The sequence below is a fragment of the Mesorhizobium sp. M0166 genome, from assembly GCF_040322255.1.
Classification (GTDB): Bacteria; Pseudomonadota; Alphaproteobacteria; order Rhizobiales; family Rhizobiaceae; genus Mesorhizobium.
In genome coordinates this window covers 1-12,872 of sequence record NZ_JAMYTD010000003.1, presented here as the reverse complement: position 1 = coordinate 12,872, position 12,872 = coordinate 1, and the positions used below count along the sequence as shown (strand labels likewise).

Here is a 12,872-nt window from a genome sequence, read left to right as displayed (position 1 = left end):
CATGCTCGCCGTCTGCCGGCGTTCGAAAACCCCGGCTCTCATCGTCACAGTCTCCGCCGCCCTGCCGGTCGAACCTCTTGCGAGGCCGCTGTCCAACGCGCTCACGGACCCTGTGGGTCCCTCAAAACTGAAAACTTTTTGTAACGCCCTCGGTCGAGGGAAATTCACATTATCTAGCGCCGAACCTACCTGCAAACACTAAATATAGTATTAACAGACAATTTATTCAAGTCCGACAATCCTCCCTTTCGCCCCAAAAGAGCTTCAAAATTCCACGCCTTCGCCGGCCTCGTGAACAGGCGGGAATGCGGCTCAAAACGCACATATTCCGGGAAAAAGACCGGCCTCGAAACTTTTCCGGTCGCACTCTCAACAGGAGCGCATGGCCTATAAAAGGCGACTCGTTTTGCGGCGTCAAGGATTCGTTTGCGTAGCTTTTATGACCCCAACATCTTGTGTGTCACATATGTGGATAACGGGGATAGAAGCGGAGCGGGGCGAGGAGGTTCGGCGCGGCGCGGCGGCGCTTCGGCCATGGCGTTCGCGGCACCTGACCGCAGCTATGCGCGACTCGGGCTCAGGAGAACCGGCGTGGATCGGCGCAGAAATGGGCGATGATCTGGCGAAGATCCGGTTCATGCACCATGCGCACCGCCTCGGTGGCGCTGACCCACTTACGGGTGCGTGCCCGCTTTTCCTTCCATCGGTCGGCGACCTTGTCGACCTCCAGCGGGAACACCAGCACCTCGCACGGCACTTCCTCGCCGGAATCCAGCACCTTGGCATAGAAATAGCGGCCGGCCTCGTGATGCGAGATCGTGCCGCGCAGCCCGGCCTCCTCGCCGGCTTCGCGCGCCGCCGCCTCGCAAAGCGGCTCCTTTGCTTCCGGCCAGCCCTTGGGAAGCACCCAGCGGCCGGTGTCGCGACTGGTGATCAACATGATTTCGACGCCGTCGCCGCCATCGCGCCAGGGCAGGGCTGCAACCTGCAGGCGGGACGGCACCGTGCCGAAGAGTCGCCGGACCCTTTCGGCCAGATGGTTGTGCGTCGTTGGCCTTGTCAACATCGGAGAAGCTTGCCCCAGCTTCCAGAATCGTTTGCCGTCTTACGAATCTTACGGCTAATCATGAGCAATAAAAGTAAAAAATCTTTCATGGACCAACGAAATTGCGCCAATTTGCGCCGGTCCCGCCCAAATGGCGCGGCCGCGCGAGCATCACGCCGGCATTTGTCGGTCGCGGATGGTGCCTTGGGCGACCGGCTGCAATGAGCGGCGTTGCCGCGAATCAGCCGGCGTGGTCGTCGGCGATCGGCTTTTGGTAGGTGAAGCCCATGTCCCAGGGGAAATAGATCCAGGTGTCCTGGCTGACTTCGGTAACGAAAGTGTCGACCATCGGCCTGCCTTTCGGCTTGGCATAGACGGTGGCGAAATGCGCCTTGGGCATCATCGCGCGCACGATGCCTGCCGTCTTGCCGGTGTCGGTGAGGTCGTCGATGATCAGCACGCCGGCCCCGTCATCGGCGAGCAGCGCCGGCGTGACCTCCTTCAGCACCTGCAATTGCCCCTGGCTGGTATAATCGTGGTAGGAGGCGACGCAGACCGTCTCGATGATGCGGATGCCAAGCTCACGTGAAATGATGGCGGCCGGAACCAGGCCGCCGCGGGTGATGCAGACGATCGCCTTCCATTGCCCCTTGTTGGCGCCGGCAAGCCGCCAGGCGAGCGCGCGCGCATCGCGGTGGAACTGGTCCCAGGAGACCGGGAAGGCTTTTTCGGGCAGGGACATCTTTCGCGCACTCCGCAAAGCGCGCATCGCGCGCATACACTATGGAATGCGCGCGGAATTAACTGGAAAGGCTTGGTCTTGGCAAGGGGAGTGGCAAGCTATCCCTGTGAACCTAGAGCCTGTTCCATCCCGACATAATCGGGATGGGGCTCTATTCTTTTTTCTTGAGCATGATCTTTCCGAAAACCGGATTCCACTTTTCGGGATCATGCTCTACCGCGACAGGAAAGCCGCCACCGGCGCGGTGCGCAGCACCGTCCGCGTCACTCCGCCGAACAGCAGCTGGCGCAGCCAGGAATGGCTGTAGGCGCCGAGCACGAGCAGGTCCGCACCCGACTCGGCGACCCTGGTCTGGATGATGTCGTCGACCGAGGCGCCGCCGGACCTCAGCACCGAGACGCTGACGGTCGCGCCGTGCCTGGACAGCGAGGCGGCGATCTCCGCGCCGGCCGTTTCCGGCGCCTCGTCGAGCGTATCCGGCGGGTCGATGACGACGATGTCCGTCTTCTCGGCCTCGATGATGAAGGGCAGGGCATCGAAAGCCGCGCGCGCGGCTTCCTTGCTGCCGTTCCAGGCGAGCAGCACATGCTTGAAGCTGGTGACGAGGGGACCCAAATGCGGCACCACCAGCACCGGCCGGCCGGCATCGTAGACCAGCGTGTCGACGTCGGCGCTCGGGTCGCTGCCGGATTCGCGCTGCGCGGCGATGATCAGGTCCGCGGTGCGAACGGTCGAGATGCCGGTCAGCGCACTGTCGCCGGAAAAACTCTCGAGGCTGCGCCACTCGAACGACAGGCCGGAATTCTCGATGCGCTTGTAAAAGGCGGCCTGCAACTTCTCGGCGCGCTCCCGGTTCATGTCGGCGGAAACCTGCAGGAACTCGGTGTCCGGAAAGCCGGTGGCCGAGGTGTAGGGCACGGGCAGCGCCTCGGCATGAATGCCGGTCAGATGGCTCTGGAATCGGCTGGCCAGCGGGATCGCGCAGTCGAGGACGCGCTCGGCATCTTGTTCATTCTGCAATATGGCAACGATGGTCTTGAAGCGCATGGCAATCCCTCAGTTTTACGGCGATCCCACTCGTGACAAACGTCACTGCGCGATGCTGGTTCCGTCAGGCCGGCCGATCAGCCCACCCTGCTTGCCCTGGTCAAGCCCGCCACCATAGCCTCTACGTCGGCGCGTGCCGAGTCCAGCGCCGGCTGGCTGCGGGCCCGCACCACCAGTTCCGTCCAGAATTTGCCGTCGCCATATTTCGGGTAGGAGCCGATGATCGTGTCCGGATGCGCCTTCTGGATGTCGCCCAGCGGCCCGCCGATCAGGCCTTCGCCGAACGGGCATTCCACGGTTGCCGACAGCATTTTGGTGCCGGCCCGCAATGTCGGCACGACATTGTCGAGCATCGCCTGGAAAATCGCCGGCACGCCGGCCATGACATGGACGTTGCCGATGCGAAAGCCCGGCGCAACCGACACTGGATTGTTGATGTGGTCTGCCCCGCGCGGCATCCGCGCCATGCGCTTGCGCGCATCGGTGTATTCGATGCCGCGGGCAGCATAGCTTGCTTCCAGCAGGGCATAGGCCCTGGCGTCGTATTCGCATGGCACGCCAAAGGCCTTGGCAACCGAATCGGCGGTGATGTCGTCATGCGTCGGGCCGATGCCGCCGGTGGTGAAGACATAAGTGTAGCGGGCGCGCAGCGCATTCACCGCAGCGACGATCTCGTCTTCCTCGTCCGCAACGATGCGCACTTCCTTCAGGTCGATGCCGATCGCCGTCATGATGTCGGCGAGGTGGCCGATGTTCTTGTCCTTGGTGCGGCCGGACAAAATCTCGTCGCCGATGACGAGCATGGCAGCGGTGACGATTTCGGTCATGACTGGCTCCGGCAAACGGGTCGCCTGAGATAGCGCGGCGGACGGCCCGCGGCAATGCCGCCAAACGACGGATCCACCTGTGCCAACTCTCTTGCAGTGGATCCTTCGGCGGGTGATGCTGCGTGCCGGTTTGGAGCCTTGAGCAAGACATGCCGGTATCGATTCTGCTATGGCTGCCCGGCGCGCTGTTTCTGCTGGCGCTCGTCATGGCAGCCTATCCGATGCTGGCGACGCGGCGGATCGCGGCGAAAGCCGAAAGGCTGGTGCCGGCCAGCGGAAAATTCATCGAGATCGACGGCAACCGTATTCATTATGTCGAGATGGGCGAGGGACGGCCGATCGTCTTCCTGCACGGCCTCGGCGCGCAGCTTCATCAATTCGGCCACACGCTGTTCGGACGGTTCGGCCCGAACTATCGGCTGGTCGCGCTCGACCGTCCGGGTTCCGGCTATTCGGTGCGGGCCACGGGCGCCAGCGGACGGCTGCCCGAGCAGGCCGAGATCGTACGGCGCTTTATCGAGGCGCTTGGGCTGGAAAAGCCTCTGGTCGTCGGTCATTCGCTGGGTGGCGCCATCGCGCTGACGCTGGCTGTCGAGCATCCAGAGGCGATTTCCGGTATCGCCTTGCTGGCGCCGCTGACCCATCCGGAGCCGGAGGCGCGCCAGAAGTTCGGCCCGCTATACGTCAGGTCGCCGCTGCGGCGGCGGATCATGGCGCATACGGTGGCGATCCCGGCGGCTCTCAAATATGCCGAAGCGACGCTTGCCTTCATTTTCGCGCCGCAGACCGCGCCGGCCGACTATATGGTCGAGGGCGGCGGCTGGTGCGGGCTGAGGCCAAGCCATTTCTACGCAACGTCGACCGACGTCGTGGCCATCGAGCACGACCTTGGCCGCGTCGAGCAACGCTATGGTGAGATCACCATGCCGGCCGGCATTCTGTTTGGTGCTTCCGACCAGGTGTTGGGCATCGATATCCATGGCTGGCCGCTGATGGAAAAGATCAGCGGGCTCCATTTCGAGCCGGTCGAAGGGCTTGGCCACATGCCACAATTCGTCGAGCCGGAACGGGTCGTCGCTTTCATCGAACGCATTGCCGACCGCGCATTTGCGCCGAAGTCCGACACCATCAGCTGACACCTCCTGGAACCTCACGCATTCCCGATCATGCCGCCTATTCCTTCACGGCTCCGGTCATCGAGGAAACATAGTGCTCGACAAAGAACGAATAGAGCACCACGACCGGCAATGAACCGATCAGCGCTCCCGCCATCAGCGCCCCCCATTCATAGACGTCCGAGCGCACCAGCTCGGTGAGCACGCCGACCGGCACGGTCTTGTTTTCGGACGACTGGATGAAGGTCAAGGCGTAGATGAACTCGTTCCATGACAGGGTGAATGCGAAGATGCCGGCGGAAATCAGCCCCGGCACCGACAGCGGCAGCACGATCTTGGTGAGGATCTGCCAGCGGCTTGCCCCATCGATCAGCGCGCATTCTTCCAGCTCGAACGGGATCGAGCGGAAGTAGCCCATCAGCAGCCATGTGCAGAACGGGATCAGGAAGGTCGGATAGGTGAGGATGAGCGCGAACGGCGTGTCGTAAAGCCCAAGGTTGAACACCATCACCGACAGCGGAATGAACAGGATCGAGGGCGGTACGAGATAGGCGAGGAACACCGCGAGGCCGACCTGCCGCGCCCCGGAGAACCGCAAGCGCTCGATCGCATAGGCGGCGAACACCGCAGCCAGCAGCGACAGGAACGTGGCTGCGGTCGAGATGATGATCGTGTTGAGCAGCCAGCCCGGATAGGATGTCTCGAAGAGCAGGTAGCGGATATGCTCGAGCGTCGGATGCACCACCCAGAACGGATTGAAATTGGCGTAGTCGGTCATCTCGAGGTTGGGCTTAACCGCCGTGATCGTCATCCAGTAGAACGGAAACAACAGCACGATGACGAAGATCAGCAGCGGCAGGTAGACCGTCACCACGCGGCGCGGCAAACTCTGCAGGTAGCCCATGCCGCCTTCGTCGAGTTCCGGGCGTTTGCTCGTTTCGATCGCGGTCATGTCAATCTCCGCCGCCCTGCTGCCATTTGCGGCGTTGCAGGCCAAAATAGCTGAACAGGATCGCCGCCAGCAGGAACGGGATCATGGCGACTGCGATCGCAGCGCCTTCGCCAAGCTGGCCGCCGGAAATGCCGCGCTGGAACGACAGCGTCGCCATCAGATGGGTGGCGTTCACCGGCCCGCCGCGCGTCAGCACATAGATCAGCTGGAAATCGGTGAAGGTGAACAGCACCGAAAACGTCATGGTGATGGCGATGATCGGCGTCAGCAGCGGCAGCGTCACATAGCGGAACAATTGCCAGCGGCTGGCGCCGTCGAGCGTGGCGGCCTCGTAGAGCGACTGCGGAATCGTCTGCAGGCCGGCAAGCAGCGTGATCGCCACGAAAGGAATGCCGCGCCAGACATTGGCGGCGATGACCGAAGCCCGCGCATTCTCGGGATCGCCGAGGAAGTTGATGCGGTGGTCGATCAGGCCCATTTCCATAAGTGCCCAGGACAGGATCGAGAACTGCGAATCGTAGATCCACCAGAAGGCGATCGCCGACAGCACCGTCGGCACCACCCAGGGCAGCAGGACGATCGCGCGGAAGAACGATTTGAACGGCAGGTTCTGGTTGAGGATAAGCGCAAGCCAGAGGCCGAGCGCAAACTTCAGGATCGAGGCGCTGATCGTGTAGAGCAAGGTGTTGAAGACGGAGAGCCAGAAGACGGCGTCGTCCCACAGATATTCGTAGTTCTCGATGCCGATGAAGATGCCGGGGCGGCCGATGCGGGCATCGGTGAAGCCGAGCCAGACGCCGAGCCCGAGCGGATAGGTCAGGAAGACCAGCAGCAGTGCCGCCGCCGGCAGCATGAAGCCGAAGCCAAGCGCGTTATGACTTTCAGACACGAACGTCAAAATGCGCGACAGCGTCGACCGGCGTGGCTGAGCGGCAGCGGAGGTCACGGCCATGGGTCGGCTCCTCTAAGTCTCATTGATCGGCCGGGCGGCCATGCGCGATTCGAAGCCGGGCAGCATGGCTGCCCGGCAGAACCCGGCTCAAACGCGATAGTAGCGGTTTGCGCGCTTCTCGGCTTCTTCCATCGCTTCTTGCGGCGTCGCCTGGCCCGTCACCGCCTTGGCGAACATGTCGACCAGCACATAATCGGCCATGGTCGCCGCCGAGGCGTAGCCGAGCGGGCCGGCATAGCCGTTGGGCCGCAGCGTCGCCGAGGCCTTGGCGTAGGCGGCATTGTTCGGATCGGCCGTCCACACCGGGTTGTTGTCGAAGGCTTTGAGCGTCTGGCAGCAATAGCCCGCCGAGGACGTGATCCACTTGGCCATTTGCGGTTCCTCGAACATGAACTGCAGATAGGCTTTGGCCGCGTTGGGGTAGGGCGTGTAGTCGAAGATCACGGCCGTGGTCACCTGGAACAGCTCGACGGATTTCCCGACCGGACCGATCGGCAGGTTGGTGGTGCGGATGTCCTTGGCCATCTCGGCCAGTTTCGGATCCTTGTCCTTGTTGACCTTGGCGGTGTTGTAGGCCGAAATGCCGTTGGCGATGACGCTCAATTCGCCGGCCAGGAAGGCGCGGTTGTTGTTGACGTCGAGCCAGCTTTCGGTACCGGGAATGAAGGTCTTGTAGAGCTCCTGCGCGTATTCGATCGCCTTCAGCGTCTCGGGGCTGTTGATCGTCACCTTGCTGCTCTCGTCGACCATTTTGCCGCCGTGGCTCCACAGCAGCCAGTGGGCGTAGTTGTTGCCGTCGCCGACGCCATGGCCGTGCGTGAAGCCGGCCGGATGGCCCTTCGCCTGCAACGCCTTGCAAAGTTCGAGCAGGCCTGCCGTGTCCTTCGGAAACTCGGAGAAGCCGGCCTCCTTCACCCAGCTTTCGCGATAGACGATGGCATTGCCGATGGTCGCCAGCGGCAGGCCGAGGAACTTGCCTTGCCGCGTCGCATATTGGTGCGGTCCATCGTGCCAGCCGCCATATTTCGAGCCGAGATATTCGCCCAGTTCCGTCACGTCGTGCAGCTTGTCGGGATATTGGTGCGGGTCGTCGAACCAGACGAACATCAGGTCCGGGCCGGAGCCGACATTGGCGGCGACCGCCGCCTTGGGGCGGATGTCCTCCCAGCTTTCCTTGTCGACGCGGACCTCGACACCGGTCGCTTCGGTGAAGCGCTTGGTGTTGGCCAGCCATTGATCCTCGTCGCCCTGCACGAAGGGCGACCAGCGCAGCAGCCTGAGCTTGGCGCCGTCCTCGGGCTTGTACTTCAATCCCTCCTGGGCAAAGGCGGGAGAGCCGATGAGCCGGCTTCCCAAGGCTCCCGCCGCCACGCCGGCGGTGGTGCGGATCACGTCGCGTCTGGTGAATTTCATGCTCGCTTCCTCCTGCTTATTGTCCTTGCCGTCCTACTGCTCGATGGGTGTTTCGAACCGCTGTCCGGTTTTGCCGTGAAAGAGATGGATGAGGCCGGGCTCGGCCGTAAGCCGGATGGTTTCGCCCGGCGTGAAGGAATGGCGTTCCCGGAAATTGGCGACGATCTCCTCGCCCCCGGCGGTGCGGCCGATGAGCTGCACTTCGGACCCTGTCGGCTCGACCACCACGACGGTGACCGGGATACCGTCGTGGTCGGACAGCCGTAAATGCTCGGGCCGTATCCCCAGCACCACCGGCTCGCCATTGCCGATGGAAAGTGCCGAGGCCAACGGGACCGAAATCCCTCCGGCGCCGCGAAACGACGGCGAGCCGTCGCTTACGATCTCGCCCCTGAGCATATTCATGGCGGGCGAGCCGATGAAGCTGGCGACAAAGAGGTTGTTCGGCCGGTCGTAGAGTTCGAGCGGCGGCCCGATCTGCTCGACGATGCCGTCATGCATGACGACGATCTTGTCGGCCATGGTCATCGCCTCGATCTGGTCGTGGGTGACGTAGACCGTCGTCGTTTTCAGGCGCTGGTGCAGTTCCTTGATCTCGGCGCGCATCTGCACCCGGAGCTTGGCATCGAGATTGGACAGCGGCTCGTCGAACAGGAAGACCTGCGGATCGCGCACGATCGCACGGCCCATGGCGACGCGCTGGCGCTGGCCGCCGGAAAGCTGGCGCGGATAGCGGTCGAGCAGCGGCACCAGTCCCAGGATCTCGGCCGCACGCCGCACGCCGGCATCGCTCTCCGTCTTGGGAACGCCCTTGAGCATCAGCGAGAACGCCATGTTCTCGGCAACCGTCATATGCGGGTAGAGCGCATAGTTCTGGAAGACCATGGCGACGTCACGCTCCTTTGGCGCAACGTTGTTAACGACACGTTTGCCGATCGCGATCTGGCCGCGCGAGATTTTTTCCAGGCCGGCGATCATCCTGAGAAGGGTCGACTTTCCGCAACCCGAAGGACCGACCAGCGTGACGAACTCGCCGTCGTTTATATCGACGCTGACCCCGTGCAGGACCTCGACGGTCCCGAATGATTTGTAGACATCGCCGATTGCGACAGACGCCATCGATCTCCTCCCGATTGATTCCTGCAACGACTTCGAAGGAAACCGCTTTCCTGCCTGGCCCGCGACAGCGCCCAGACTCCTCCCCGGTCACGCGCGATGTGAGACGGTAGCGCTACCAAACCGACCTGTAAAGCACGCCGGCATCACCGGGATGTCGACACACCCTAATCCGAAACCTCGGTCTGCGGCCGGTCGCGGCCGTCGGCGAGCTCGTCGTGCCATTTGCCGTCGGCGTCCTCGTACTGGATGCCGTCGGTGTTGCCGGCGACCTGCTGTTCGGCGGAAGCGATCTCGGCGGCGCGCAACGCGTCCTGATGGGTCGGGAACGTTTCGGAGAATGTCGAGCCGACCTTGTAGGCCCAGCCTCCGTCATGCTCGACGATCTTGTAGGTCAGTTTCGCCATGAAACCCTCCGGTTGAAAGCCCGTTGCCTCAATGCAGCCTGTCGTCGGCCAGTCTGTCGTCTGGCAGCCTGTCGTCTGCGACCAGCACGTCCGATTCCCTGGCGGCTTCGATCAGTGCCCGGCGCGCATCCGCCGTCGAACGATAACCTTCCAGCACTTTTAGGCAAGTGTCGAGGGCATCACGATGACGGGGCCCGCGATTGAGTGGCCAGATCGTCATCAGGCACTCCGCCGCCTCCTGGGCGCTGCGGATGTGGCGATACTTGCCGACATGGCCGAGTTCGACCACGACCGGCTTTTCAAATGGCTTGCTGTCCATCATCGCCGCCAACGCGGAGCGGCCGATTTGGTTGCAACTGCTATTTTAGCTCAGGCGAAAATAGCTCAATAGCCGCAGTCATTGCGCAGCCAGCGCGCATTCGCCCAGCCGGTGCGGCCGCCGAAATCGACCTGGTACCAGTTTCCGCGGCGGTCGAAGATCTCGGTTTGGTCGCCGTTGAACAATTGCCCGATCATGCGTGACGACGAGTTCGGTCGGGCTCGAACGGCGAGAAAGCCGCTTCCCGTTGCCAGATTGTAGTGCCTGGAAAGTCCGTGCACCGTACCTTCGCAATATTGCGCCCCGGCCGGCGTCGATGCGCCGAACGACAGCCCGGCCAAAACCGCGGCGGCGGCCGCAATGGAAATCCCCCTGAACGACATGTCTCTGCTCCCCCCAACCCGCCGCGCCCAGCCGCGGCCGGCCACTCTACACCGGCAGTGGATCAATGCGAAGCTGTGCTGGCCCGTCCAGCGAGACGAACCCGGCGTCAGTTCGCCGCCTTCATCCAGTGCTGCATCGTCGTCACCGAGCGGGCAAGCTGCGGCGCCGGGTGGATTTTTTCGCCGAAGGTGGCCGCGGCGCGCCAGCCCCAGCGCGGATCGGCAAGGAAGGCGCGCGCCAGCGCCACCATGTCGGCGCGGCCGTCGGCAACGATCGCCTCGGCCTGTTTCGGATCGTCGATAAGGCCGACGGCCCGCGTCGGGATGCCGACGGCCTTGCGCACCGCTTCGGCCAGATGCACCTGGTAACCGGGCCCGGACGGCAACTTCTGCAACGGCGAATTGCCGCCGCTCGAGCAGCAGAGATAGGCGACGCCGGCTTCCTTCAGCGCTTTTGCCACTTCGATCGCATCCTCGACCTCGAAGCCGCCATCGACCCATTCCTTGATCGACAGACGCGCGCCCAGCATCAGCCTGGGCACTGCCTTCTTCACCGCCTTGGCGATCTCGACGGCGAAACGCATGCGGTTTTCCAGTGAGCCGCCCCAGCGGTCGGTGCGCCGGTTGGAGAGCGGCGACAGGAACTGGAAGATCAGATAGCCATGCGCGGCATGCAGCTCGATGAAGTCGAAGCCGGCCCGCTCGGCCCGCCGGGCCGCTTCGGCGAAGCGTTCGATGATTTGCAGGATCTCGGCGTCCTCCAGCGCCCGCGGCACCTGCCAGCCGGTGTCGTAGGCGATCGCCGAGGCCGACACGATCGGCCACGGGTCCTGATCGGCGCTTAGCGGGCCGCCGCCCTCCCAGGGTTTGCGGTTGGAGGCCTTGCGGCCGGCATGGGCAAGCTGCGTGCCGAATTTCGTGCCCGGTGCGGCGACACGCTTGGCTGCATCCAGGGTGCGCCGGGCGGCCGCCTCGTTGTCCTCGGAATAGAGGCCGAGGCAGCCGTGCGAGATGCGGCCGCGCCGCTCGACATCGGTCATTTCGACGGTGACCATGCCGGCGCCCGACATCGCCAGGTTCATCCAGTGATAAAGGTGCCAATCGCTGGCCGAGCCGTCCTCGGCCGAATACTGGCACATCGGCGCGACGGCGATGCGGTTGGGGAAGGTGAGGCCGTCGAGGGTGATCGGCTGGAAAAGCGATGAGGTCATAAAAAACTCCGCGAAGGGTTGCCGCTATTTATGCAGCCGATTGTGCCAGCGCCAGACACGAGACGGTGAACCGGTGCTCTGGACCAATAGCTGGCCGGATTGCACGAACGGGCGTTCGCGGCTACGCCTTGCCGCGGCAGCAGGGAGTCCACCATGGAAGATCGCATTCGCATCCGCTCTGAGGAAGTCCTTTCCGACGAATGGGCGGTTTTGAAAAAGACCGTCTTCGACTACCGCCGGCGCGACGGCAAATGGGAAACGCACACCCGCCAGACCTACGATCGCGGCGACGGCGCGGTGATCCTGCCTTTCGATCCGGAGCGCTCGACGGTGCTTCTGGTGCGGCAGTTCCGCTATCCGGCCTATGTCACCGGCCACAAGGAGCCGCTGATCGAGGCCTGTGCCGGCCTGCTCGACGAAGACGATCCCGAAACCTGCATCCGCAAGGAGGCCGAGGAGGAACTCGGCTACTGGCTGAAGGACGTGCAGCGGCTGTTTTCGCCCTATATGAGCCCCGGCAGCGTGACCGAGCGGCTCTGGTTCTTCGTCGCCCGTTATTCGCCCGCCGACCGCATTTCCGACGGCGGCGGCGCCCACGACGAAGGCGAGGACATCGAAGTTTTGGAAATGCCGCTCGACGAGGCGCTGGCCGGTATCCACGACGGTCGGATCATCGACGCCAAGACGATTATCCTGATCCAGCATTTGAAGCTGAACCCGATCGGGAGGTGAGGCGGCCAGAACCGGGTCGAGCGCCCTGGTCTCCAGTTACGAAGCTAAAAACGAAGACCAATCTGGTGCGGACGACGGGAATCGAACCCGTACGATCAGAGATCGAGGGATTTTAAGTCCCTTGCGTCTACCAATTCCGCCACGTCCGCAGGCCAGTCCTTTTCAGATGCCGGGCAGGGGCCGTCAAGCCGTCTTCTGCGGTCGCGGGTTGGTGGCGCGGCCCATGGATGCATCGAGAGCTCCGAGTCGAAGCCGTAGCGGTTCTGAGTGTCGACTGCGAAAACCGAGACAAACCGGCTAAAACAAAAAACCCGCCTTTGCGGGCGGGTCATCGGTACGAATCAGTACCATACCCAAATTAGTAGCATAGCTGCCGGCACAAAGCAAGAACAAAGTTGCCTGTCAGCGTTGAATCGCCGCTTCATTTCTCAGCTTGGGTTCCTCGCCCCCACGAAAGTGGGGGAGAGGTGGCTCGGCGAAGCCGAGACGGAGAGGGGGACCGCGCTCTATGAAAGGCCCCCTCTCCGGCCGCGTCGCGGCCCCCACACCCCCCCCGGGCGGGGGGGGGGGGACCCCCGGCGTGAGAGGTCGGCGCCCCCCCCCCCCAGTAG

Annotated in this window: 14 protein-coding genes and 1 tRNA gene; 2 read left to right on the top strand and 13 right to left on the bottom strand. The window is 63.2% G+C overall.

From position 1 onward, the window contains the following. Positions 1-577: 577 nt before the first annotated feature. From NKJ46_RS04595 to NKJ46_RS04580, 4 genes are all read right to left on the bottom strand, one after another. Positions 578-1,066: an NUDIX hydrolase gene (locus tag NKJ46_RS04595; RefSeq protein WP_352662449.1), complete on the bottom strand. Its 489-nt coding sequence runs from the start codon at positions 1,064-1,066 to the stop codon at positions 578-580. Between the two features lie 220 nt (positions 1,067-1,286). Further along, a complete protein-coding gene (gene gpt, locus NKJ46_RS04590; protein WP_023674762.1) occupies positions 1,287-1,787 on the bottom strand; it encodes a xanthine phosphoribosyltransferase in 501 nt (166 codons plus the stop codon). 213 nt (positions 1,788-2,000) lie between these two features. Next, positions 2,001-2,834, bottom strand: a complete 834-nt coding sequence (locus NKJ46_RS04585; RefSeq protein ID WP_352662446.1) for a universal stress protein — start codon at positions 2,832-2,834, stop codon at positions 2,001-2,003. A gap of 77 nt (positions 2,835-2,911) precedes the next feature. Further along, complete coding sequence (locus NKJ46_RS04580) at positions 2,912-3,661, bottom strand: competence/damage-inducible protein A (protein ID WP_352662443.1); 750 nt, start codon at positions 3,659-3,661, stop codon at positions 2,912-2,914. A 149-nt stretch (positions 3,662-3,810) separates the two neighbouring features. Here NKJ46_RS04580 and NKJ46_RS04575 point away from each other — a divergent pair, with 149 nt between their 5' ends. Further along, positions 3,811-4,797 carry an alpha/beta fold hydrolase gene (locus NKJ46_RS04575; RefSeq protein WP_352662440.1) on the top strand — a complete coding sequence of 329 codons (987 nt, stop codon included), beginning with the start codon at positions 3,811-3,813 and terminating at the stop codon, positions 4,795-4,797. Positions 4,798-4,834: 37 nt separating this feature from the next. On the opposite strand, the gene NKJ46_RS04570 is transcribed toward NKJ46_RS04575, so the two are convergent. From NKJ46_RS04570 to NKJ46_RS04535, 8 genes are all read right to left on the bottom strand, one after another. Beyond that, on the bottom strand, positions 4,835-5,728 hold the full coding sequence (locus tag NKJ46_RS04570) for a carbohydrate ABC transporter permease (protein ID WP_023674766.1): 894 nt from the start codon (positions 5,726-5,728) through the stop codon (positions 4,835-4,837). 1 nt (position 5,729) lies between these two features. Further along, entirely contained in the window at positions 5,730-6,581 is an 852-nt protein-coding gene (locus NKJ46_RS04565; protein WP_376705884.1) for a carbohydrate ABC transporter permease, read from the bottom strand. A gap of 186 nt (positions 6,582-6,767) precedes the next feature. Beyond that, a complete protein-coding gene (locus NKJ46_RS04560; RefSeq protein ID WP_352662437.1) occupies positions 6,768-8,093 on the bottom strand; it encodes an ABC transporter substrate-binding protein in 1,326 nt (441 codons plus the stop codon). Positions 8,094-8,126: 33 nt separating this feature from the next. Then, on the bottom strand, positions 8,127-9,212 hold the full coding sequence (locus tag NKJ46_RS04555) for an ABC transporter ATP-binding protein (protein ID WP_352662435.1): 1,086 nt from the start codon (positions 9,210-9,212) through the stop codon (positions 8,127-8,129). Between the two features lie 164 nt (positions 9,213-9,376). Next, positions 9,377-9,616, bottom strand: a complete 240-nt coding sequence (locus tag NKJ46_RS04550; protein WP_023674770.1) for a DUF2188 domain-containing protein — start codon at positions 9,614-9,616, stop codon at positions 9,377-9,379. Positions 9,617-9,644: 28 nt separating this feature from the next. Further along, positions 9,645-9,938 (bottom strand): DUF982 domain-containing protein, encoded by a 294-nt coding sequence (locus tag NKJ46_RS04545; protein ID WP_352662432.1) that lies wholly within the window; start codon positions 9,936-9,938, stop codon positions 9,645-9,647. A gap of 62 nt (positions 9,939-10,000) precedes the next feature. Further along, positions 10,001-10,318, bottom strand: a complete 318-nt coding sequence (locus tag NKJ46_RS04540) for an SH3 domain-containing protein (protein WP_352662429.1) — start codon at positions 10,316-10,318, stop codon at positions 10,001-10,003. Between the two features lie 107 nt (positions 10,319-10,425). After that, positions 10,426-11,529, bottom strand: coding sequence for an NADH:flavin oxidoreductase/NADH oxidase (locus tag NKJ46_RS04535; RefSeq protein ID WP_352662426.1), 1,104 nt, complete (start codon positions 11,527-11,529; stop codon positions 10,426-10,428). Between the two features lie 153 nt (positions 11,530-11,682). On the opposite strand from NKJ46_RS04535, the gene NKJ46_RS04530 reads away from it, so the two are divergent. Next, positions 11,683-12,261: an NUDIX domain-containing protein gene (locus NKJ46_RS04530; RefSeq protein WP_352662423.1), complete on the top strand. Its 579-nt coding sequence runs from the start codon at positions 11,683-11,685 to the stop codon at positions 12,259-12,261. 63 nt (positions 12,262-12,324) lie between these two features. Here NKJ46_RS04530 and NKJ46_RS04525 read toward each other — a convergent pair. Beyond that, a tRNA-Leu gene (locus NKJ46_RS04525) sits at positions 12,325-12,410 on the bottom strand. Between the last annotated feature and the right edge of the window lie 462 nt (positions 12,411-12,872).